This window comes from Chitinophaga sp. HK235 (assembly GCF_018255755.1).
GTDB lineage: Bacteria > Bacteroidota > Bacteroidia > Chitinophagales > Chitinophagaceae > Chitinophaga.
Genome location: NZ_CP073766.1, coordinates 935,500 through 957,908 on the forward strand (window position 1 = coordinate 935,500; position 22,409 = coordinate 957,908).

Sequence of the window (22,409 nt, forward strand, 5' to 3'; positions counted from 1 at the left end):
CGTTTAGTCACTATGCGTTATACCTGTGTTTTTCTGGCCATACTGCTGACACCTTTTTACGTTTATCCGCAGGCTGATATGCCAAAGAAGGATTTCGCCTTCACTGACAGTCTGGCCCGGACAATCCGTTATCACGGCGACGTGTATACGCATACCCGTGAGCTAACCACCCCGTACAACGATCAGCTTTCCAAAACCAGGGCTATCTTTATCTGGATCACCGATAATATCGCGTATGACTATAAAGCGGTCAATAAAGGCAAACCAGCACCTCGCATACCTCCCTGTGTACCTGGTACAGACTGCCAAAGGGTGATGCAGGACTGGGAAAACAAATACCTGCAACGGATACTGAAAAAGAAAAAGAGTGTTTGTGAAGGTTATGCCAGGCTCTTTAAGAAGATGTGCAACATTGCCGGCGTCCGTTGCGAAGTGGTCAGTGGTTATATTAAAACACGGTACTATCATATTGGCCGTGCCGGCGCTGTAGATCATGCCTGGAATGCTGTGTACCTGGACAGTTCCTGGCATATGGTAGATCCCACCTGGGCTGCAGGTGGCTGTGATGAGGATGAAAATATCGGCAAGCTCCAATCTTTTGAAAAGCTGTTCAATAACTATTACTGGCAGGCATCCTACAGTGATTTTCACCGCAACCATTATCCGGAGAAAGGACAATGGGCTTTTAAGGAAAACTATACCAAAGAGAAGTTTGCTGCTGCACCATACATTGCCGGCAGTGTTATCAGTGACCTTCGCCTGTTGTCACCGGAGCCCGGCATTATCCAGGCCCGTAAGGGAGATACGATCCGATTCAGGTTTACTTACCGCGGCCAGCTTACTTATCTGCAGGCCAACTCCAATCTGTTCCGCAATCCTACAACTTACCGCATGGAGAAAGTATCCAGACGGCGCTGGCAACCAGTATGGGATACCTTTGCCCTGAAAAAACAACAATACGTTTCGTTTCGCAAAAGCTTCCGCGGCTACGCTTTTGAATATGTGGTTACAGATGAAAACCTGAACTACATAGACATTCTGTTTGACTACGAAAGGGCTTTCCGTTATAAGGTGAACATTATCCGGGAACCGGTGCAGTTAGCGGGTAAATAAGCTTACTTTATGATCTGTAGTGAGCACGGCCACTGTGTCCAGCTCTTTGCTGTAGGCAATCTGCTGCGGTTTAATATGATGGATGATGGATGAAGCCTGTTCGCTGGCAGGAAATCCTTCCAGCTGGTCAATGATTTCGCCGGTTCTGTAGTTGATGACTTTAGGAAAACGGAAAAAGTCCCAGGCATAGGTTTCATTGATCGGAAACAGATTGCCGAAGGGACCATTCACCGTTACAACTGCAGACAAACTGCTAGTAGTGAGATCCCATATCGCCAGCTGTCCTGGCAGCAAAGGAGCAGATTCTTCATCATCGTACAGGTCAGCACCATCAATAGCGCCGATCAGCACTTCGTGATTGCTGATGAACCCGGCGGTATTAACTTCGACAGTCACATCCGGACGCAGGGAGCAGGTGTCTAGTAACAGCGGATTTTCCATACAGGAAGGAATATGATAGGCAACCACCATATCCATCGGTTGCCATACCCAGCCCTTGCTGATGAGCCATTTATTGTCGGGGCTGACTTCCAGGCGGGAATGGAAAAAATCGGCGGGCGCGCGGCCGGCGATGCAGGTAATGATCTCCCCTGATTCCACATCCTCAAATTCCAACTGACAATATACTTGAGGGCAATGCGCCAGGTAAGTCCTTCCGTTTTCTGCCACCAGAAATACAGCCGGATATTCGTATGTTTCCGCATGATAATAGGAACGATTGATCTCCCGCAGCATTTCCCCATTTTTGAGCAACAGTCCTTTGGTGCCGAGTTTGGTATATAGCAAAGTATATTGTCCGTCTGCCGAAGTGATAGCTGCATCGAAGCTGTAAGAAAAGTGACGGGTAACACCTGGTTGTTTCTTTTCCGAAGAATAGATCTGTTCTCCCAGAGCCCAGTCTACCAGGTCGTGCTTACGCCAGGAAATTGTTTGCGTATAGGCATGTTCGATAGTCCGCTGTTGCATATGCTATGGCTGTTTTACCAGCTTCAAAGATACCTAAAACTAAGCATCCTTCCTGCGTTGCAGATAAATAGCCGCAGACTCACTCATGGTGATCAGCGCACCTCCCAGGATGACAATATCTTTCACTACCAGCCGGCCGCGGCCTGAGAGGTAAGGGAATCCCCACTGATGATCTGTAAGATGTGGTACCCATGATTCAGGTGTCGTGATCAGAAAAGACAGCGTACCCAGCGTCGTCACAAATACAAGACCACTACCCACCATACTGGCCAGTGGCGCCACTTTATACAAGGCTACCAATATACCCAGTATGATCAGAAAAATACCCAGGCCATAGGAAAACACATAGGTGTTGTTGGCCTCATGCCATTGATGATTAGCCGTTATCAGTTCTCCTTCCTTGTTTATATGGCTTTTGTACTCTTCCGGGTGATGATAGAAAAAGGACATAAAGGGGCTGTTGGCCACAAAGGGCACAATACCATCAGCTTCATAAGTAAAAAATTTCAGTCCGCCGATCCAGAGGAAGACCAGCACAATACCGTATCGGATGGCTTTTTTACCCAGCTGGTCAAGATTTGCGATGGCGTTCAGTAGCTTGTTTTTCATGTTCATTCATTTGTGTGTGACCGTCAATAATGACTACACAAATGTAGATCAGCCACATGGGGCAGACCATGGAAGGAACAGGTTATTACATGGACAAATCTGCCACCACCGAAATGCCCGTTCTGCGGCGGAAAGTACGGGGTGATACTTTTGTCATCTTCTTAAAAAAACGGCTGAAATAAAACTCATCTTCAAACTGAAGTTCATAGGCAATTTCCTTGATGCTCTTCCGGGTAAGGTGCAGGTGTTTTTTAGCTTCCAGCACCAGTCTGTCCTGAATCAGTTGTGACGGGGATTTGCCAAAATACCCTTTACAGCGTTTGGAGAGATGATTAGGTGAGATAGCCAGCATAGCGGCGTAATCCGCAGGCTTGTGCAAAGACCGGTAGTGCTGGTCCAGCAGCTGTCGGAATTGTTCCATCTGTTGATCCCGCGGCTGTTCATCCGGCCGGGCTGTTTGTGTTTGCAGCCGGATGGTGCTCGATTTGGCCAGTAGTAGCTGCAGATAGGCTTTTAATACAATGCCGGAAGGTGGTTCCTGATGCAGTTCATTGTCCAGTTGAGTCAATAGTTGCGTAAAATCCGCTGCCTGGGTGGCAGACAGACTAATATAAGGCCATAGATAAATATTGTTAAACAACAGTCCGTTGCAGGCTACGTCACTGTGGTGCTGCTCTATGCAATAAAAATCACCATGGAACTGCAGCAGCAAAACTTCCATGTCTTTATCTGCCTGCAAACGCAGGGCCTGAAAAGGTGTTGCAAACAATAATACCGGGCCGTTGAAGGAAAACGTACTAAAATCGGCGTGATAAGTGCCACTGCCGGATGGTATAAATATAACTGTGTACTCCGAAAACTGTGAGGGCCGCGCCAGCGAAGCTGCTGTTGCCGGCTTTAGTCCGAATAAATATTCTCCTGTATCTGCATGTACCGCTTTCATGATAGTTGGTTTAAATAGGCTATAAGACTACGAAAATAGCACAATCCCCACTTTATAAACTCAATTTACATTACAAAAATAAAAATATAAAATTCTTGTCCCAAATGAAAAAAGTGAGTTGTCATCATTACAAACACAATCAAACATCATTCACTATATAAAATCAATACAAATGGAAACAAGAATAACCTTCGCTGACATCAATAAAGGCTTTATGGACGGACTGTTCAAAACTGGTAACTACCTCCGCCACTCAGAGCTCGACCGCAAACTGATGGAGCTGATACACTACCGTATTTCCCAGATCAATGGTTGCGCCTATTGTCTGGACATGCATCACAAGGATGCTATTCATCTGGGAGAAACAGAGCAGCGCCTGCATTCGCTGCCAGCATGGCCGGAATGTCCGTATTATACTGAAGAAGAAAAGGCTGTACTGGCATATGCCGAAGCAGTAAACAGCGGTCATGTGAGCGATGAAGTGTTCAACAATCTGGCTGCTTTTTATTCCAAGGCAAAGATTGCAGACCTTACATTGTCAGTTGCTGCCATTGGCACCTGGAACAAGCTGAACAAGGCTTTCCGGACGGAGCCCGGCACTTACGAGATTGGACAACATGAGTCCCAGGACTAAAGTCCTGGGCTATATTTGGTGCTAAAGCCCGGGGTTATAAAACTCCGGGCTTTAGATTTTGGCAATGCCCTGGCCCTCGAATTTAGCCCAGGACTTTAGTCCTGGGAAAATTGATTATATTTGTTGCTTCCCTATGTCAGTAAAGCTTTGCGGGGGCCACCAATATAATCAGTAGTATGAATTATCACCTGATGATAGACGATAAGTTTATCAATGACTTTATTACAGATGCAGAAAAAGCCGCGCCGGGCAACAATATTTACATCATTGACCAGCACCTTGAACAGGCTGCCCATGTAAAGTCGCCACTGGCGAGGTTTGCGCCTTATCACACTCCTGCCTTTCAGGAGCTGGTAAAAGGCATTGGTGCCAACGATAAAGTTTTCATACACTGGTTATCCGAATCTGCGGTGGCATTCGTTCTTTCTTTACCAGAAGCTGTTCCGGCAGGTGTATGTTTCTGGGGCGGTGACATTGTGGAGATTCCTTTCTCCCGTTTCAAACGCACTATTTACGGACCTAAAACACTTAAGTATTTTGAGCGGGAAGAAGAGCGGACCAAAGTGGAATGGAATCTTTTAAAACCAAAGCTGCTGTTTAAAACCTTCAAGAGACGTTATATAAAATATCCGAAATCAGAACGTCATATTGCTACACAACGGGACAGGTTTTTCAGAAGGCTCAACTTTTTCCTGAACTGGAATGAGATTGATCACCAGTGGATACATCAACACTATACCACCAATGTAACCCTGAAGTATTTCTTTTATAATGTGAATCCGCAGCCGGACAATAACGGGGTGGCTTATACGAAAAAAGAACCGGGAGTAACCACTATCCTGCTGGGTAATTCCGCCACGTCCACCAACAACCATCTGGAAGCCCTGGAGGCACTGGCGAAGTTTAAAGACGAGCCTATCAAACTGGTGATTCCGCTGAATTATGGTAGCCGGCAATATGGTGATTGGGTAGAACAGAAGGCTGTGGCCATGTTTGGCCGGGAGAAGGTGAACGCCCTACGTGACTTTATGAATAGGGACGACTACTACCGTTTGCTGGACGAGGTAGATATTGCCTTTATGCCCCATTACCGTTCACAGGCCGTAGGCAATACCCTGGCTATGCTCTACAGGGGTAAAAAACTTTTCCTGCATCACAAGAGTTCTGTTTATCAGCTCTTCAAACGATATGATGTGAATGTTCACGATGTGGCCAATGTCCCCAACATGACCTTTGATGCGTTTAAAACCGCGACCGCTCCGGAGGAAATAGCCAAAGACATTGTCCGTATGGAAACCATCTTTGACACCGGAAAAAAAATGCAGGTGTTGAAGGAATTGTTATCATGATGCCGGTACAGCTTTCTTAAGCTGGGTAACATAATAACACAGTGCGCCGGAGAAATACGCCGCCACATCCAGCCAATCGCCCACATAACGGGGAGAATAACGTGGCATGATCCACTCAAAGACTACAGACACATAAACTGCAATAAACAGTATGTATGCCAGCGGAAGCTGGTAGCTGCTGTCTTTTGCTATCCAGCGCTGTACTACCACCTGGCAGATCTGCGCCATGAGCGGTACGGCGATAAAGTCGGTCAGATGTCCGTTCACATACGGCAGTGGCTGACCATACCAGCGCGGCACATGTACAAGCAGCCAAAGTAAAGCACAGGCTACTCCCATGTAGAGCAACTTCTTCATATTACAGTGCAAATGATATGGCTATTGCCAGCAGCGCAGTCACCACACCGGCTACCGCCAGGAAAGCCGCAAACCCAATCTGTTTCATCACTTTTACAGGGGCGGAGTCTTCCGGCTTAATCGGTATTACGCTGTCTCTTAACCGTTGGATAAAAGATTTTTTGTCTTCTTTTTCTTCTTCGTTGTTCATGGTGTATTCGCTCATTGTTTTCTATTTTAGGCCAAATGTACTAATTTTTATTTAAATGATTGCACTAACTTTTAAATGACAATTTTAAAAGATGTTTATTTGATCACCATGCTGACTATCAGCATCATCACGCTGGGTACTGTGAGTTATCAGGCGATAAAAGCGGCTGTTGCCAATCCGGTTAAAAATCTGAAAGCGGAATAATCACCCGGATGTGACCGGCACCAGATCTGTAGTATCAAATCCAAGCTCCTGCAGCCAGGTAATACCATCCGGCACATTCAGTAAGCTGGTGCCTGTCCATCCTTTTTTAAGACCCAGCAAAATCATTTCCCGGATGTATCGGGGATAGTTCATGTTAAGATAACAGTAGCCTTGTGTTTTGTAATTAAACAACATTACACCCATATTCAGGGGATTGCCGGTAATATATCCTTCTCTAACCAGAAACTCAATCACCAGTGGGTTTGACCGAGCGTGTTCGAGGAATACCCTGAGGATAAACCGGCTTAAATCCGGTCTTATCTGCTTTTGCAGGGTACGATACAGATAGGTATTATTTTCGATGACTATTTTTCGAATCTTTTTTTTCATACTGAAACAATCGGTGTGTAAGATAAAAATTCTACCCAAAACATTGACTGCACACTGATTGCAGTCCGTCCCTCAGATAATGTAAGAAGTTTTAAATTTCACTTGACTATTATCAAAAAAAAGTTATTTTGCGCCCCGTTCCCGTAACTGTTCACATGCATCTATCAACCTATAACCCAATGCATGAAAAGGATTACTATCATTATTACACTGACCCTGTTATCCTCTTATCTGTTCGCCTACAACTACGGAGAGCACAAGCTCATCGGAGATGCCGCCTTTCTGCGGTTTATCCAATCCATATCCAACAACAAGACCCTGCTGTTGCGCTATCTCGACGTACAGGATGACGGGGAAGGCCATTATTATTTCGGAGGGCTATCGGGTAAAGACAGATGTCGTATATCCTACGGCGTATTAAACGGGCTTAGCGGCGACCATGAACGTAACCCGCTGATGCTGGAAGAACAGCTGCGATACAAGAGTTCTGTTATGGAACGGATCATTCTGCTGCATGAACAGTATATAAAAATGGGTTATACCGCTGCCCCGGATGGTAAGTTATCCAAACTTGACTTCAGTTATGCCTTGAAAGCAGCGGTCAATATGTCCCACTTTTATGAGTATCGCAAAGGCTTCAAGGAGCAGCTGCGTCATTTTGATAAAGCAGCTATCAAAAAATGTGAAAACCCTTCTCTGGTAGATAGCATCTTTAACAAACTGGGCAAGACCAATGCGGTCAATATGTACGTCACGCTGCATGTACTGGCTATTGACCTGGCCGAACAGAGTGGGCTGATGAGCAAACAAGATCCGGCAGCTGCACAGGAACTATTCTTTTATGCCATCCTGTTCAATGGTTTTGCGGACCATTTTCTGGAAGATGCGTTTTCTGCAGGCCACCTGGTAGTTAACAGGACTATATTCCAATCTGTTACCAACAACAAGTCCCTGCATGATTTTTATTCTGCCAACGGCACTACGGTAGTTAACCGGGAAGGTGAAATATGGCATGCCTATGGTGATGGTCAGTTCAACAATCCTCACGACAAATGGAAAAAGGCTACTACGCTGCTGGATATACGTTATGCTACGTATACTCCCGAGGCTAACAGGATCATAGAAGCGGTGAACCTTTCGTTACAGGACCTGTCTGCCGCATTTGAGCGCGGCGCCGGAGATGTGGCTTTTACCCCTTTTCTGGTCAGTATTCCGGACGACCGCAACAAACAGCCGCTGTACCTGATTTACCATATTCCCAGTCTGCAATGGGTACCCATCCCCTACCACTCCAACATGAACGAGCTTTTTGAAGATCCGACCACCATTACCGCTGCCATGCGGAAAGCCAATGAACCATTGCGCTACCGCGACTTTATCCGTAGCCGCGTAGGTAATTCACTGGTAGTAGGTGTCTTAGGTGGATTCTTCAGTGAACACTACCTCAGAGGACCTGAAATAAGGATCAACGCCGGTAATTTCAGCAAACGTTTTGATTATAACAGTGATGGCGGTAAAAGAGGAAAGCTGGACCGCTGGCTCGGCTATACGGTGTGCGGCAGTTTTGCCAACCTCAAGGATGATAATTCAGAAAGACTCACCACCGCAGCACAACAGGTGAGAGCCGGCATCAAAGGGAATTTTGACTACTGGGTGAGCAATAAACGATTTATCGGCATTTACAGTTATGTGGAAGCCGGTGCCCAGTTCACTTCCGGAGGCACTGCCTTTGTTTTTGTGCCGTCTGTGGGGCTGCAATGGTCATCGCTGGTAAATATCAACATACAATCGATGCAGAGCTGGGTACGTATACCACTGCAATATCTCATTCCACTCAAACTGCGCTATGGCGTGGTGGTTTCTCCCCATGAACTACCAAGGTATTTTTCCTCCGTAGACATAGACATTCTGCTATAAGTAATTGCCGGGAGCTGGTCAGCCAGCTTCCGGCGATATTCTTGTGCCTCCCGTAGCAAGGTCTTTTCCGGATCTATCTCATCATTTTCAAACCGGTTATGGCCCCTGGTAAATCACTCAGGCATGTATTTTTAGCACATTTCTTAATTTGCAGTCATGAGACTAGCTATTTTTGCGGATATCCATGGAAAGATTCTATTGCCTTTTAAACTCGCAGACCTATATCAGCAGCAGACTGGCAGGAAAATAGATTTTATATTACAGTGCGGCGATATTGGCGCCTACCCCAGTTTGGACAACCTCGACAAAGCCACCCTCAAACATGCGCAGCAGGACCGTGACGAACTTGGGTTTCATGACTATTTCACCCATGTAAACCCTGCCATACAAACCTATCTCAACAAACTGAATATAGACATGATCTGCGTACGGGGTAATCATGAAGACCACGACTACCTCGACCAGCTTGAAAAAGAAAACGGACAGCTGTCCCGTTTTCCAATTGATGTTTACAAACGGGTGTTTGTATGCAGGTCAGGTGTAAGACAGGAGTTGCGGAAAGGTGATGAAGTACTGCATCTTGTTGGGATCGGCCGTATCGGTGACCAGAAAGGGAGAACAGACAAACGTTTTATACAGGAATATGAAAAGAAGGAAATCAGGAAACTGCTGAAAACCAATCAGCATTTTGATGTACTGATTACCCACGACAAAGATGACAGCAATGAGCGGGGATATGGCATGGCAGCCATCCGGGAGGTGCTGGACAATGTAATCTTCCGTTATCACTTCTACGGACATACGGGAGAACCATTCAGGCAGGAAACAGACTACAACGGCATTACCCAATCCGTTAAAATCAGCGAGCTGGAGTACGGCCACAGCGGCATCCTGCCTGAAGGGTCTATGATTATCCTTGAAAAAAAAGGAGAAAATGACTTTCAGCTGGAGGTGGCGTCACAACAATTCACTAACCAGCTGACCCGGTTCAACTGGAAAGACTGATCAGATATCCAGTCGAAGCCCAAATGCAAGGCTCAGGTGCGACAGGTTTTCTTTATGTTCGCCCTCCAGGTTTACGCGCACCCTGCTGTTACCGTCTTCACGGGTATAGCTTTTCAGGTCTCCGACGATAAGGTCAAGCTGGCCGCCGGCAAACAGTTTGCGGGTTAACCGGACATCGTAGCCCATGCCAATGCCCATACCAACAGTTGCACCATTCAATATCACCTTGTTGCGGTATACCCAGCCATTGTCATGAAACCCCAGATACCCAACAGAGAAATTGATGTATACGTACTGTGTTCTGGAGGCGTTAAATGACTGTACACTAAAGGTTGGCGCGATGAAATTAATGGAGATATTATCCATCACATTGGTCCTCATATTACTGCCCTCCACGACCACCGGAATTACAGCGCTCCGGGAAGACTGAAAACGGACATACTTAATGCCTGTGCCAAATGAATAATTAAAATAATAGGTTGCATCTGCCCCCACATTAAAACCCGATTTAAGCCGCTGCATATAACTTCTGGCTTCTCCGTTAATATCGGAAGCTACTTTGCCCAGGCGGTAGCTATAACCACCATTAATGGCAAACCTGAAGTAAGGCACATAGTTTCTTTTTTGCGCATAGCTGCCCATAGCTATTACGCTCATAATAGCCATAAGGGACAATTTCTTCATGGAATGATAGATTAAATGTATTAGTTGACAATTTGCTCTTGTACAGTCTTATTTTAAAGCACAGATGATACAGGGACACTGTTTTAAAAAACGATAATAGTAATAATAGCTGAGATATCCGCGCATTTAACGATCAGGATAACCAGCAGGTTGGATGGTAAAGGAAGGGATATGATGGATAACTGTTTTATTGACGGAGATAAGCGGCCAGCTTGCCGAATGTAGCGTTGAAGCCCTGTTGCATGCTACGGTTGATATTCAGGAAAGAGGCCATTTCTTCCGGTTCAGGGTCTACTGGTTGTCCGGTGAGGGTCAGCACAGTATGGCCGTTTTCCTCCCTGAATTCCAGTCGGTAAAAAATTTCCAGCGGAAAAGGTATTTCAAAGGGAGGCTTCACAACCCTGGCCTGGTCATCCGCAAAAGCATTGGTAAATTCCAGCAGGTCGCATGGCTGGATGGTGCGGTACAGGAAGCGGCCATAGGCTACTTCGTCGTTACTGAATTCCATCCTGAAATGGAAAATACCACCAGGCCTGAAATCCAGGCTCACCACACTGTTTTTGCTCTCTACAGGTCCCCACCATTGATTCAGGGCATCTGCATTACTGAAGGCATTAAACACCAGCTCTTTCGGAGCTTTAAACGTGTGTACCAGGCTGAAGTGGGCCGGCATGTCTGTGGTATGGCTCATTGTGTAGTTTTTTTATCCCTTTGTACTTTTTGAAGATAGTTGTCCAGGGGGGTACTTGCAATATAAATGCAAGCACTTCCCTGCGCAAATTTTATTTTGTAAAAAAAGCTGTATTTTCATCTCACTAAACCAATAGTTCGCCATCCTGCTAAAGTGGAGCAATGGCAACCCGTTAACCTGGAAATTAAAGCACCATGGCATTAACCATTCTGAAAAGCCGCACTGCCACCCCATTTATTACTGGCAGGGCACCTGATTCTACCCAAAGGGCATTTCATGCATTTATGTATGATAATATTATCTGTAAAAACCAACGCTGCAGATGATGTCATCTTTACTATTAACCAATACAGACCTTCGCCTGAAAGAGGAATTCCGGCGCAGTTACCGTTTTACGATGGCTGGCTATACGAGAATACACGAACAGACCACTGAAAACGAGTTTACCCGCGAGCTGGACATGGAATACGCTCCTGCGGCCGATCCTTCCGGTTTATCTTTCTGTTCGTTTAGCGTTCACCGTGAGAAAATGTTGCTGGACCACCGCTCCTCTCATCTGGAATACATCATCCAGGCCGTGAGCAGTGTTACGCAGGAAGTACACTTTCACCTCCAGGAAACTACGGGCACGGTTACACTTGCCAACTGGAACGATATCCGGAACAGATGGACTGCCGTAAAGGAGAAGCTGTGGAACGACTACAAAGGCACAGAGATACAGCGGTTTACCGAAGGTTATGATAACAGGATGCAGAACAAACAGGCCCTCACCGCCTCATTGCTGCAGTACAATCTATATGGTCTGTTCATGAACCGCATTCATATCCGGTACGGCTATACGGGGCAACAAACCGAAAACAGGGACATCGTCCCGCTTTTTGGCAATACCGCCCTGCCAGTACAGGAACTGAGGACCGTCAAAAATACCGCAGAAGGTATCAAGGTAGACATCGGCGGCAACATCGACGAAAACAGGCTGGACACCACGGCCATCGGACACTTCGCCTACCACGACCTGTCACTGGCTGAAAATGAGGATACAGACCTGCTACTACAGCGGTATTCCGGCCATTACAACCTGGAGCACGACACCTGCATCTTACAAAAGGCCCTCCTGCAATACAATATTGTCATCGGAGATGCCTGGCAGCGCAAATGCAGATTTCATATTAACACCATTGAACCATCATACAATGCCTAAACATCCCCAGAACAAAGCTAAAAAACAGGACCCGCAAAAAGGCAAAGACAAGGAGAAGAAAGAAGAGAAAAAGCCCGCCACCACGGGCAATAAATATGTGTGCGACCTAGCTGAAGTGAAATGCACCTGCGGCAGTAATCCCGGCAAACTGAAAGTGACGTCCAACCCCGGCGTATATTTGCAGGATACCCTGAAAGCCACGGCCAAAGACAAAACCATCACGCCTAACTTCGGCAGCTGTTCTTCCCAGAAAAACAATCCCTGCCAGCCGGCGCTGATGGAGTGGCAGGACCTGGCGGCTGATGTCAGCCTCGGCGACCAGGCCCATTTTCTCCTGGAACGGTCTACCAACCAGTGTTCTGCTGGTGGCGGCAAAATCACCATCACCAGCGGCAAACAGAAATCCACTGTTCAGAACATCGACCCCCCTGCACAGGACCTGCCCATCGTAGCACCGCTGGAAGTGAAAAACAAAGAGGTGGTATGGCTCGCCAGCAACGAAGTATACAACGATGTGCCGGAAGCCGACCTATGGTACAAACTGGAAGGCAAAACCTTTAAAAAGGCTACCCTTACAGACGCTATCATCCAACAATTACAGGCAGACCCTGACAACGATACGATCGCCTATCATACCAACGACAAAGGCGTACAGACCACCTATAAAAAAGGCGTGTCCCAACCTGCAGATTACGGCAACAAGCTCGCTTCGAACGACGAGAAGCTGCATTCTGCCTACCCGCTTTATCTCCGTAACGGCGTTTTTACCAACGCCTACCCTACCTACAAACTCTATGTTTACAAAGGTGAGAACGCAGGCGATGCCAAGAAGAAGGTGGAACAGGACATCGCGGGCAACAGCCATGGTAACGCAGCGCTCATGCTGGAAACAGCCCGGCATACCCGGGATAACAATACCGACTATATGAAACAGGGCGGTCCGGTGCCTCCTACCGGCATCAACGGTCAACCTGAATACTATAGCCTGATTTACACCGTTACCAGTACACCCCGTTTCAGGGTGGTGCTGGACAAGGAAGATACCAGCGGGCTAGTCATCGTAAAAGCCAAGACCCGCCAGGATGTTTCCAGGGCCGGTGTTTCCATCGACCCGTTTGTTTCTGCAGACCTTGAAGGCTGCCTGGGTATCCGCGATGGCAAAGGCGGTTATTTCCAGGCACTCACCGGCGGCAAAAGCGCATATTTCACACAGCTGAACAACAAGCTGATTGAGAAAATCCCTGAACTGGCCTACATCTATCGTGTCCAGAAAGGTACAGGCAAAATAGCGGAGAAAAAGTTTGATGAAAAAGAAGAAGCGTTGTTCTTTGTGAAAGTAGACCCACTGCCGGAAATAAAAGCCAAAGAGATATACGAACCCTGGCAACAGGCCACCCAACAGAAACGGACCAACGCAGCTGCACAACCTGCACCCGCACAGCAACCGCCTGCCCAACAGCCACCAGCACAGCAGCTTCCAGGGCAACAACATCCGGGGCAACCAGGTCAGCAACAACCCGGGGCCCAGCCACATGACATGCAGGAACGGCTACAACACCCCGCCCATCCATTATGGCCAAGAGTGGTACAATCTGTACTGCTGCTGATACTGTTGCAACTCTGCTTTAGCTCCCACACCCCTGTGTGGGCAGCGCCAATAGCCGGTTACCGCTTACAGTCTGCCGATACCGCCAACGCCTGGATGAAAGTCATCGACAGCGGCGATAGCACACAGGTGCTAAAACTGCTCTCCAAAGGCTATAATCCCAATACAGTCATATTACCCGATACCAGCGTCCGCTATAGTGATCTGGGCAATCTCCCCATCCATATCAAACGGTATACTCCCTTTACCTACATCATCGACTACAACAAAAATCCGGACAATCATTTTTTCGATGACAGTAAAGGAGAAAACAGTTACGAACGGATCAAACAGAAACAGGGAAGGTATGCGCTGATGCTGATACGCCACGGCTATCATCCTGTTGCCGAAGACCTGGAGCTGTTGCTGCTGATAGCTCCGCCAGCAGACCAGTTCAAAGCTATCGTACAGCAAAGCCGGTTTAATATTGCTGCTGCCAAAGACAATCATTTTGCGGCGGCGGCCCTGCGGGGCAACTGTCCGGTGGGTTTGCTGAGTTATCTGCTGGAACAGGGCGCCGGTACCAACGGTGTTACGGATGCCATCCGGCAGCAGTACGCAAAGAATTACACCATCTCTCTACGTCAACTGGAAATACTGGAAAAATATCATTACAAGCTGTATCAGCAGGCAGGCTTTAGTCTACTGCATTACAGCGCATACGTCAACGATCCGGTGGCTGTAAAAAAACAGCTGGCGGCAGGCACACCCACCAATCAGCGTACCACCTGGTTTTATGAGGCAGATGATATGACAGATGGCGGCAAACCGCAAAAACTAACAGCACTTGAGATCGTACGGTCGAACCTTGTGGTCCGCCAATACAATAAAACAGGCGCTGTCAACGCACAGGCTATCATTAAACTACTGCAAAAGAAATAACACCATGGCCCGTATTAACCCGCAACCGGACCCACAGCGCCCCCAGGATGCCCCGGAAGAGATTCCGAGCGCCATACCAGATGCCGATAAAGACGGCTATGATGCCGACTTCAACGGCCTGCACGACAAGGAAGAAGACGGCAAAAAAAAGGATGCTAAAGATCAACAGTATGATGGTTCCGCTGTGAATGAGAAAGAAGAACCGGAAGATGATACCAAATGCCCCCACTGCAAAGAGGATATCACGCTGGACCAGATCAAGGCCATTACCACCATCGATGCCAAAAATGAAACATTGGTCAGCAAAATACTGGAATATCTCAACCTCTACAAAGCTGATCATAAGATAGACACCTGTGTTCGGAAAGCTCATTTTATAGCCCAGGCCCTTCATGAATCCGGCAGTTTCACGGTACTGGAAGAAGACCTTAACTACCGGCCTTCCAGCCTGTTAAGCTACTTCAAGAAAGATGAATACATTACCCTCACCGACAGTAATCTCACCAAATACAAGGACTACTTTTCGGTAGCTCCACCCAAGGCCGCCAAAGGAGCCAAGGATGCAAAGGACGCCAAACCGGCCGCCCCCGCGGCCGACCAATACAAGGACTACTCTTTGAATCCGGCCTATATTTACGGCAATACCAACAAGGAAACCACAGCCAAGTTAACCAGCAGCGACGGAAAAAGTAAGATAGAAATCGAGCTGAAGAAACACAAGGCGGATGAAAGAGTGGTCGGCAACAGAAAATACGGTGGCAGGGATGGTAACGACAAAGATAGTGACGACGGCTACAACTTCCGTGGACATGGTATTATCCAGCTTACCCATAAGCCGGCTTATGAGTCGTTTACCACTTTTGCCAAGAACACCGGTTTCAACAAAGAAAAAAGCACCATCGATTTTACCGAAAGCAAGGAAGAAAAAGGCGTTAAAACCTGCAACTCTGACCTGCTGAGTGATAAAAAAGATCCCAAATACGCAGTACAAAGCGCTGTATGGCTCTGGAGTACTTATAAAATCAGTTCCAAGCTGGAGGTCAAATCAGATGAGGAAAACTTTGCAGGCGTCACCAATGTTATCAATGGTGGCAACAACGGCACCAAAGACCGGTACGATAAGCTTCTGAAAGGAAGAGAACAACTGAAAGTATATGATCACTACAAATATTTGCTGGAGAACCAAAAAGACGAAAAGAAAAAAACGAAGCTAAAAGCAGCCTTAAAGCAAATGGCCTCTTCACAAACAGTTTATGCTTTCAACAGAAAAACAAAGAAATTTGACACCGATGGTATTACCGTAGATAGTGACCCCAAAGGCCAGGAAATCCTGGATGAATTTGGGGGAGATCCGGCCGGTGATAAAAAAACAGATAAACCAGCAGACAAAAAAACAGATGCTCCGGCCAAACCAGCTCCTGGCAAACCGGCGCCTAAAAAATAAAACCAGCAGCATGAAGAAACTGTTCTTTTTCCTGTCATTACTGAGCGGTGCAGCCGCCTGCGCGCAGCAACCAGCTTCCGGCAACGACATCAAAAAGTTTATACCAACCGGTTATGAAGTACGGGATAGCGTTAGCGGCGACCTGAACGGAGACAATATCCCCGACCTGGTACTTGTTTTACAACAAAAGACACCTGCCTCCGATACGGCAGACCGTCCGTTGCTATTGCTGCTCGGCGACAGCCACCATCACTGGTCACTGGCTGCACGCAATAAAGACCTGATCTATCCCGCAGATATCGGCGGCACCCTCGGTGATCCGTATGTACAAACGACGATCGATCATGGTTGCGTTACCATTGAACAATACTATGGCAGCCGGGAAAGGACCCGCTCTGTTGTCACCTTCTGTTATCAGCCTAAAAACAAAGACTGGATATTACAACAGGTGGCCATCACCCATGAAGATGCCCTTCATGCAGATGCTGCTAAAACAACCATAAAAAAAGGAAAACAACTAAAACCGATCAGCATCCGGCGTTATGCCGGAGAGTACGAATAAGCTGTCCTCCTTTCAATCATAGTAAAGAGGCTGACCTTGGATGGTCAGCCTCTTTCACTTATTCCGTTTTGCCATGTAGTAATAAATTCCTTACATCTTCCCGGGTCTGGTTAATCGCTCCTATTGCCTCAATCAATGCATCATTGGTGGCGCCCCGCAGGCCCGCATTAGTGATTTGTCCGTCGTAAGCCATCGTATACCTGCCGGCACTTTCAAAGACATGTACCGCCTTAAAACAAGCCGCCATCCTGGTTGTCAGCTGTTCAAATGCGGCCGTATGATACAGTTGCTTTACAGCAGCCACATTGCCGGCACAGATTTCCAATACATAACGGTGTTGTTTTTCCGGAGCCAGATAGTGGTTAACATCCGGTGCGGGCGGATTGGGCGTGGTATTGTCGTGCGGTGCCAGGATATGATAGCGCACCCGGCTGATCTGCTCACTGTCTGCAAAGGTTTTCACAAACGTTTTCAGGAAAAAATCATCTGCTTCTTTCAGTGAGACATTATCAGCAGGGCTGATAAAATAATAGAAGAACTTCCTGCCGTCTGAATAATTGGTTACCAGGCTTTGCTGCCGGTCTTTCAGCGTATGGGAGCTGTTATCACAATAGTAGGCTACTGTAGTATCAAAAACATTTCTTTCATCATCAAAGAGGATAGTGGTATGCGGCAGCCACTGTTCCAGTGCGGCGTTTGAAAAGAATCCTATTTCCGCAAAACCGTCCCAGTCGTTGGATGCATCTACCTCCCTCTCTATGCCGGTGATGGCGGGAAACAGGTCCGGATTGGCTTTTTGCATATGATGCTGGATATACATCCCAAGGTAGGGCAAGCGGGCACAAACCGGCCCGTGGATGTCTTTCCAGTAATCGTTGAACTGTTGGCTGGAAAGCCCCTTCCTTCTTATAACGGGCGTGATGGAGAGTGTGGTGATCCTGTTGTCTGTAAAGGGTGTTATACTTTGCATGGTTATCTGTTTTATTTGCATGCAAAGCTATAAACCGATGTAAGGCTGTTGTTGTACGGATTATTGTATTATTTGTGCCGGAACTTTTCCCGGTAGGCCGATGGTGACAACTGCATATTTTTTCTGAACCATCGGGAGAAATGGGCCACATCGTAAAAGCACAGTCTTCCTGCTATTTCACCGATGGTAAGATCTGTTCCCAGCAACAGGAATCGGGCTTCTGCAGACATTTTCTCCCGGATAATGACAGAAGCATTTTTTCCTGTAACATCCCTGCAAAGGATCCCCAGGTAGTTATCATCTATATTTAACAATGCCGCATATGCTTTCACAGAAAACACATCAAAGTCGGCCACCTGTGTACCTTCCAGCTTCTCCTGCACCAGCAGCTGAAAATCCCTCACTATTTTTTCACTTCGTGTATGCATTACCGGTGCATCACCGGAATAATCTGTTTCCAGCATGGCTGTAATCAATAAACGCAGGCAGTGCCGCGCCATTTCAGGCTGATGCCGGTACTGATAAAGCGAAGCAAAGGTTTGTTGAATGAAAAGATCATTGGGGCCGGTACTTTTATAATAAAAGTTGCCTTCAAAGTTCAGTTTGTTATCGAGCCGGTACAGCGGCAGCAGGCCCACATCGTAAAAATCGGCTGCAAACAACGTATAGAAGCCGGTTTGCGGCCCCTCATCCAACTGCCACTCCATGACTGCCTCCGGCCTGGAAATGATGACCATAGGCGGCTTCAGGGCGAAATGATGTCCGTCTATCGTAAAGGTGCCGGTACCACCGGAGATGAGGGATATCTTGTAAAAACCTCTGCGATGCAGGCTGGTATGCATCGCACAACGGGTAGTATCCTCTTCCCTTCTGAAGACGGCAAACTGCCGGAGGCTTTCTTCCGCCGTCACAAAATCATTCTCAGGATTCAGCTGCTGAATATAGTCGTTCATAGCGAAACTGAGTGCCCCTTTGTTGCTGCGCTTCATTATTTGTTTTTACCAGCGTTGTAGGTTTGGATCAGCTCCAGTGTATGGTTGCAGGCTTTGTCCTTGTTGCTCAATTCCCCGTGGCCTGGTACCGTGAAAACAGGGTTCGGGAATTTTGCTTTCAGGCGAAGCATGGAAGGTGTCCAGGCTTTGGGATCGGCATCAGACAGGTTGCCCAGGTCGGCAGCGTCGGTACTTTTAATAAAGCAGCCGCCGTACAGCACCTTGTCTTCCGGTACCCATACCACAATGTTGTCGGGCGCATGACCGGGGCCAGGATAAAACACCTGCAGCCGGCGATCTCCCAGGCGGAAGGTAGTATCTTCCGGGATGACATAACGGGCCTCTTCCTTGTGGTTATCTTTACACAGTTTCAGGGTATGGGCGGTAGAATAGGTTTTGATGCCGCGTGCCGCGAGTGCGTTGAGTCCTGCGGTACGATCTTCATGGAAATGGGTAGCGATGCAGGCGATAACGGCTTTGCCATGCTGTTTTTTGATCTGGTCCAGCAAAGGCACCAGTTGCGTGGTATCCCAGGGCACATCGATCATCACCACGCCTTTTTCTGTAACCACATACATACTATTGGACGGATAACGGGAGCCATCAGACAACTGGCCTATGGTTGTATATACGTAACAGTTACCAGCCAGGTGGCTGATTTTTAAAGGAGCTTCTTCTGACTTATGCTGAGCGTTGGCAGCTTGCATTCCCAGACACAGGGAAGCACCGAGTATATATTTAAATATCTTCATTTCTATAGTAATTTATCGGGTGTAAGAACGATGCGGTTTTTCAGGTAATTAAGTCCGCAATGATAGATAAGTTACACGAATCTGCAAAACCGATTTTATAAGCTACAGAAATAACAAGTAACGAAAAGTACCATCATAGTAATAATCAGTACCTTTTTAAGGGAAATGATCTGTTTAATTTCGGACTGTGATACTTGTGATGTAGGATGATGATAATAATAAATCAAGATTGTGGATGATGAGTAAGAACCGATCTCAGTGGCCTGTCTGGCCCGCTATCCTGCTTATTTTAATGATGATAGTTATGAATGGAAATGCTCAGGACAAAAACAACAGCACATTATTGCTCAAGGCAGCGGCCGCCAATGACACTACAGCGGTGAAGCAGCTACTGGCAGCACATGCCGATGTAAACGTAAAGGACCACAAACAACGCACTGCGCTGATGATAGCCACCTACCAGCATCATACGCCGGTAGCCGCACTGCTGATAGCTGCCGGAGCCGATGTGAACGCCCAGGATGACATACTCAACAGCCCTTTCCTCTATGCAGGAGCCGAAGGTTATCTGGATATCCTGCAACTATGCATAAAAGCAGGCGCTAACTATAACATATACAATCGTTATGGCGGTACCGCCCTGATACCAGCCTGTGAGCGGGGTCATATAGAAATAGTGAAAACGCTGCTCCAGGACAAGTCCTTCCCTATCGATCATGTAAACCGCCTGGGATGGACCGGATTGCTGGAAGCGATTATTCTCAGTAATGGCGGCCCTGCCCATGTACAAATTGTACAGATGCTGGCAGATGCCGGCTGCAATGTAAACCTTGCGGACAAAGACGGCGTAACGCCACTTGCACATGCCCGCAGCAGAAGGTTCAAGGCCATTATTGCTATACTGGAAAAAGCCGGTGCCCGTTAATAAATTTCCCTTAAAACAATCTGGTTGATAGATTGCCTGTTACACAACACAAAGCATGGCCGTAATAGCCATGCTTTTGTTATTTTAACACATCATCTGCCAATTGCTACGGCATACATCTTCCCTGCCCTGAAAACGGAATTTCTTTCTCCCAGTAGTGTCACCTCGTGAAAGCCTTCTACCGCAAACAAACGTTTGAGCGCGGCAAGCCTGATGGGATAAGGTACCCAGGCATTGGCTGTATCCGTTTCATACTCTACAATGATAAATTTTCCCTGGGGAGATAAATACCTGATGAGGCGAGACAACAATGCCGGCTTGTTTTTCACATAATGCAGGGAGTTGGCCATCAGTATACCTTCCAGCTGAGCTGCCGGTAAGTCTTCCATCATAAAATCCAGCTGTTGGGGAATGATCCTGTTGTGTGCCGGATTGGGCTGAGAGGCGAGGTGTACCGGTGATTTATCTATGGCGTAGATAGTACTGCCGGCAGGCAGCAGATTGGCCAGCGCATAGGTGAACAGCCCGCTTCCGCAGCCCAGATCGGCCCAGGTACCCGGTGAATATGTATGCTGAATCAACTGAATAGCATCCTGTAACTCCATGATGATCGCTTTTATTTGAGCTACCGGAAATCACCCGGCCGCTATTAATCATTTGCTGAAAAGTATTGCTGAAAGCGGTAAGAACTGAATACTCTACCTCATAGGCTATTTCACTCATACCACCCTTCAAAATTAATATGGCCAAAACTAAGACTAAACAACATTTTTTTAGTTTCTTCCAATCCGGATAAATTAATTCTATGGGCCCGTCTTGTCAGTAAGGTTGTTGACAAAATGAACCAGATAAAGAAAACATTGTTCACATTCAGTATGTGTCTCTTTCAGTCAGAAAGAACATGCGTAAAACAACAGCTATGGAAATAGGCATTGACAGCTTTATAGCTACCGGCGCATATGGGGGGCCGTTAAACCCACAGGAAAACCTATTAGCGATGGAAACCTTATTGGCAAAAATCGAATTTGCCGAGCAGGCCGGGCTGCATGTGTTTGGTCTGGGAGAGCATCACCGGAAAGAGTTTCTGGATGCGGCACCAGCAGTGATATTAGCCGCAGCCGCTGCACGCACCCGACAAATACGCCTGACTAGCGCCGTTACGGTATTAAGCGCCGCTGATCCGGTGAGGGTATTCCAGGAATATGCCACACTTGATATTATTTCCAAAGGTCGTGCGGAAATTGTGGCCGGCAGAGGTTCATTTATTGATGCATTCCCTTTGTTCGGATATAATCTTAATGACTATGACGATCTGTTTGCAGAAAAAATAGAACTACTGCTTGCTATCCGTGACCATGAAACCTTGTCCTGGAAAGGCCGGTTCAGGCCGGCATTACAGGAACAATCCGTGTATCCGCGTCCGTTACAGGACCCGCTCCCGATATGGATAGGAGTAGGTGGCACCCCCCAATCGTTTGTACGTGCAGGTATGCTTGGCCTGCCACTGATGGTGGCTGTCATCGGCGGGGAAACACATCATTTCCGGCCATTGATCGATTGGTATTACGAAGCCGGGAAAAAAGCGGGTCATGCTCCTGAAAAACTTAAAGTAGGATTACATTCCCTGGGTTATGTAGCCGATACCACACAACAGGCAAGAGACGAATATTTTCCGGGATATCAGGAAATGTTTGGCAAAATTGGCAAAGAGCGGGGTTGGTCAGCACCTACACGCGCCAGTTTCGACGCGCAAGCCGGGCCTACCGGCGCTTATCTGGTGGGTAATCCTGAAGAGGTAGCCGAAAAGATTCTGCGTCACAGTGAAGCGCTGGGTGGCATCTCCAGGCTCACTTTCCAGATGGATAATCCAGGGCTTAGCAAGACACAGGTTTATAAATCGATAGAGCTGATTGGTACAAAAGTAATCCCCCTGGTAAACGGATCGACAGGCCGATAAGGCACATACTGCTTTAAACAAAGCGAG

The 22,409-nt window shown here is 47.2% G+C and carries 24 protein-coding genes; 12 read left to right on the forward strand and 12 right to left on the reverse strand.

From position 1 onward, the window contains the following. The first annotated feature begins 12 nt into the window (after positions 1-12). Positions 13-1,113, forward strand: a complete 1,101-nt coding sequence (locus KD145_RS03145; RefSeq protein ID WP_212004454.1) for a transglutaminase domain-containing protein — start codon at positions 13-15, stop codon at positions 1,111-1,113. Here the strand turns inward: KD145_RS03145 and KD145_RS03150 are convergent. The 3 genes from KD145_RS03150 to KD145_RS03160 all read right to left on the reverse strand — a co-directional run bounded on the left by KD145_RS03150 (position 1,099) and on the right by KD145_RS03160 (position 3,631). Next, positions 1,099-2,079, reverse strand: a complete 981-nt coding sequence (locus KD145_RS03150; protein WP_212004455.1) for a hypothetical protein — start codon at positions 2,077-2,079, stop codon at positions 1,099-1,101. The two genes, KD145_RS03145 and KD145_RS03150, sit on opposite strands and share 15 nt — an antisense overlap. 39 nt (positions 2,080-2,118) lie before the next feature. Continuing rightward, on the reverse strand, positions 2,119-2,688 hold the full coding sequence (locus KD145_RS03155) for a DUF417 family protein (protein ID WP_212004456.1): 570 nt from the start codon (positions 2,686-2,688) through the stop codon (positions 2,119-2,121). An 85-nt stretch (positions 2,689-2,773) separates the two neighbouring features. Then, entirely contained in the window at positions 2,774-3,631 is an 858-nt protein-coding gene (locus KD145_RS03160) for an AraC family transcriptional regulator (RefSeq protein ID WP_212004457.1), read from the reverse strand. 172 nt (positions 3,632-3,803) lie between these two features. On the opposite strand from KD145_RS03160, the gene KD145_RS03165 reads away from it, so the two are divergent. Continuing rightward, a complete protein-coding gene (locus KD145_RS03165) occupies positions 3,804-4,265 on the forward strand; it encodes a carboxymuconolactone decarboxylase family protein (RefSeq protein ID WP_212004458.1) in 462 nt (153 codons plus the stop codon). A gap of 176 nt (positions 4,266-4,441) precedes the next feature. Then, the gene (locus KD145_RS03170; RefSeq protein ID WP_212004459.1) at positions 4,442-5,614 is read left to right on the forward strand and encodes a TDP-N-acetylfucosamine:lipid II N-acetylfucosaminyltransferase; all 1,173 of its coding nucleotides are present in this window, start codon (positions 4,442-4,444) and stop codon (positions 5,612-5,614) included. On the opposite strand, the gene KD145_RS03175 is transcribed toward KD145_RS03170, so the two are convergent. Together KD145_RS03175 and KD145_RS03180 are read right to left on the reverse strand one after the other, a co-directional pair. Further along, positions 5,609-5,971, reverse strand: a complete 363-nt coding sequence (locus KD145_RS03175) for a hypothetical protein (protein ID WP_212004460.1) — start codon at positions 5,969-5,971, stop codon at positions 5,609-5,611. The genes KD145_RS03170 and KD145_RS03175 overlap by 6 nt on opposite strands. A 1-nt stretch (position 5,972) precedes the next feature. Further along, a complete protein-coding gene (locus KD145_RS03180) occupies positions 5,973-6,176 on the reverse strand; it encodes a hypothetical protein (protein ID WP_212004461.1) in 204 nt (67 codons plus the stop codon). Between the two features lie 60 nt (positions 6,177-6,236). On the opposite strand from KD145_RS03180, the gene KD145_RS32430 reads away from it, so the two are divergent. Beyond that, positions 6,237-6,365, forward strand: a complete 129-nt coding sequence (locus KD145_RS32430) for a hypothetical protein (protein WP_256441260.1) — start codon at positions 6,237-6,239, stop codon at positions 6,363-6,365. On the opposite strand, the gene KD145_RS03185 is transcribed toward KD145_RS32430, so the two are convergent. Further along, positions 6,366-6,755 carry a hypothetical protein gene (locus KD145_RS03185; RefSeq protein WP_212004462.1) on the reverse strand — a complete coding sequence of 130 codons (390 nt, stop codon included), beginning with the start codon at positions 6,753-6,755 and terminating at the stop codon, positions 6,366-6,368. Positions 6,756-6,938: 183 nt separating this feature from the next. On the opposite strand from KD145_RS03185, the gene KD145_RS03190 reads away from it, so the two are divergent. Together KD145_RS03190 and KD145_RS03195 are read left to right on the forward strand one after the other, a co-directional pair. After that, positions 6,939-8,672: a hypothetical protein gene (locus tag KD145_RS03190; RefSeq protein ID WP_212004463.1), complete on the forward strand. Its 1,734-nt coding sequence runs from the start codon at positions 6,939-6,941 to the stop codon at positions 8,670-8,672. A 156-nt stretch (positions 8,673-8,828) separates the two neighbouring features. Further along, complete coding sequence (locus KD145_RS03195; RefSeq protein ID WP_212004464.1) at positions 8,829-9,677, forward strand: metallophosphoesterase; 849 nt, start codon at positions 8,829-8,831, stop codon at positions 9,675-9,677. Here KD145_RS03195 and KD145_RS03200 read toward each other — a convergent pair whose 3' ends face one another. Together KD145_RS03200 and KD145_RS03205 are read right to left on the reverse strand one after the other, a co-directional pair. After that, positions 9,678-10,361 carry a hypothetical protein gene (locus KD145_RS03200; RefSeq protein ID WP_212004465.1) on the reverse strand — a complete coding sequence of 228 codons (684 nt, stop codon included), beginning with the start codon at positions 10,359-10,361 and terminating at the stop codon, positions 9,678-9,680. 187 nt (positions 10,362-10,548) lie between these two features. After that, positions 10,549-11,052: an SRPBCC domain-containing protein gene (locus tag KD145_RS03205; RefSeq protein ID WP_212004466.1), complete on the reverse strand. Its 504-nt coding sequence runs from the start codon at positions 11,050-11,052 to the stop codon at positions 10,549-10,551. A 322-nt stretch (positions 11,053-11,374) separates the two neighbouring features. Here KD145_RS03205 and KD145_RS03210 point away from each other — a divergent pair, with 322 nt between their 5' ends. Genes KD145_RS03210 through KD145_RS03225 form a run of 4 tightly spaced genes read left to right on the forward strand, consistent with a single transcriptional unit; the run spans position 11,375 to position 16,786 of the window. Continuing rightward, a complete protein-coding gene (locus KD145_RS03210) occupies positions 11,375-12,253 on the forward strand; it encodes a hypothetical protein (RefSeq protein ID WP_212004467.1) in 879 nt (292 codons plus the stop codon). Further along, on the forward strand, positions 12,246-14,780 hold the full coding sequence (locus KD145_RS03215) for a DUF4280 domain-containing protein (protein WP_212004468.1): 2,535 nt from the start codon (positions 12,246-12,248) through the stop codon (positions 14,778-14,780). The genes KD145_RS03210 and KD145_RS03215 overlap by 8 nt, the downstream gene beginning before the upstream one ends. 4 nt (positions 14,781-14,784) lie before the next feature. Then, positions 14,785-16,224, forward strand: coding sequence for a hypothetical protein (locus tag KD145_RS03220; protein WP_212004469.1), 1,440 nt, complete (start codon positions 14,785-14,787; stop codon positions 16,222-16,224). Positions 16,225-16,234: 10 nt separating this feature from the next. Further along, on the forward strand, positions 16,235-16,786 hold the full coding sequence (locus tag KD145_RS03225) for a hypothetical protein (protein ID WP_212004470.1): 552 nt from the start codon (positions 16,235-16,237) through the stop codon (positions 16,784-16,786). Between the two features lie 58 nt (positions 16,787-16,844). On the opposite strand, the gene KD145_RS03230 is transcribed toward KD145_RS03225, so the two are convergent. The 3 genes from KD145_RS03230 to bla all read right to left on the reverse strand — a co-directional run bounded on the left by KD145_RS03230 (position 16,845) and on the right by bla (position 19,500). Next, complete coding sequence (locus KD145_RS03230) at positions 16,845-17,756, reverse strand: EthD domain-containing protein (RefSeq protein ID WP_212004471.1); 912 nt, start codon at positions 17,754-17,756, stop codon at positions 16,845-16,847. Positions 17,757-17,824: 68 nt separating this feature from the next. Next, entirely contained in the window at positions 17,825-18,745 is a 921-nt protein-coding gene (locus KD145_RS03235) for an AraC family transcriptional regulator (protein ID WP_212004472.1), read from the reverse strand. After that, entirely contained in the window at positions 18,745-19,500 is a 756-nt protein-coding gene (bla, locus tag KD145_RS03240; protein WP_212004473.1) for a subclass B1 metallo-beta-lactamase, read from the reverse strand. The genes KD145_RS03235 and bla overlap by 1 nt, the downstream gene beginning before the upstream one ends. A 304-nt stretch (positions 19,501-19,804) precedes the next feature. Here bla and KD145_RS03245 point away from each other — a divergent pair, with 304 nt between their 5' ends. After that, a complete protein-coding gene (locus KD145_RS03245; RefSeq protein WP_212004474.1) occupies positions 19,805-20,425 on the forward strand; it encodes an ankyrin repeat domain-containing protein in 621 nt (206 codons plus the stop codon). 92 nt (positions 20,426-20,517) lie between these two features. Here the strand turns inward: KD145_RS03245 and KD145_RS03250 are convergent, their stop codons facing one another. Next, positions 20,518-21,030: a trans-aconitate 2-methyltransferase gene (locus KD145_RS03250; protein WP_212004475.1), complete on the reverse strand. Its 513-nt coding sequence runs from the start codon at positions 21,028-21,030 to the stop codon at positions 20,518-20,520. Positions 21,031-21,344: 314 nt separating this feature from the next. Between KD145_RS03250 and KD145_RS03255 the strand changes: the two genes are divergently transcribed. Next, a complete protein-coding gene (locus KD145_RS03255) occupies positions 21,345-22,382 on the forward strand; it encodes an LLM class flavin-dependent oxidoreductase (RefSeq protein WP_212004476.1) in 1,038 nt (345 codons plus the stop codon). Positions 22,383-22,409 lie beyond the last annotated feature (27 nt).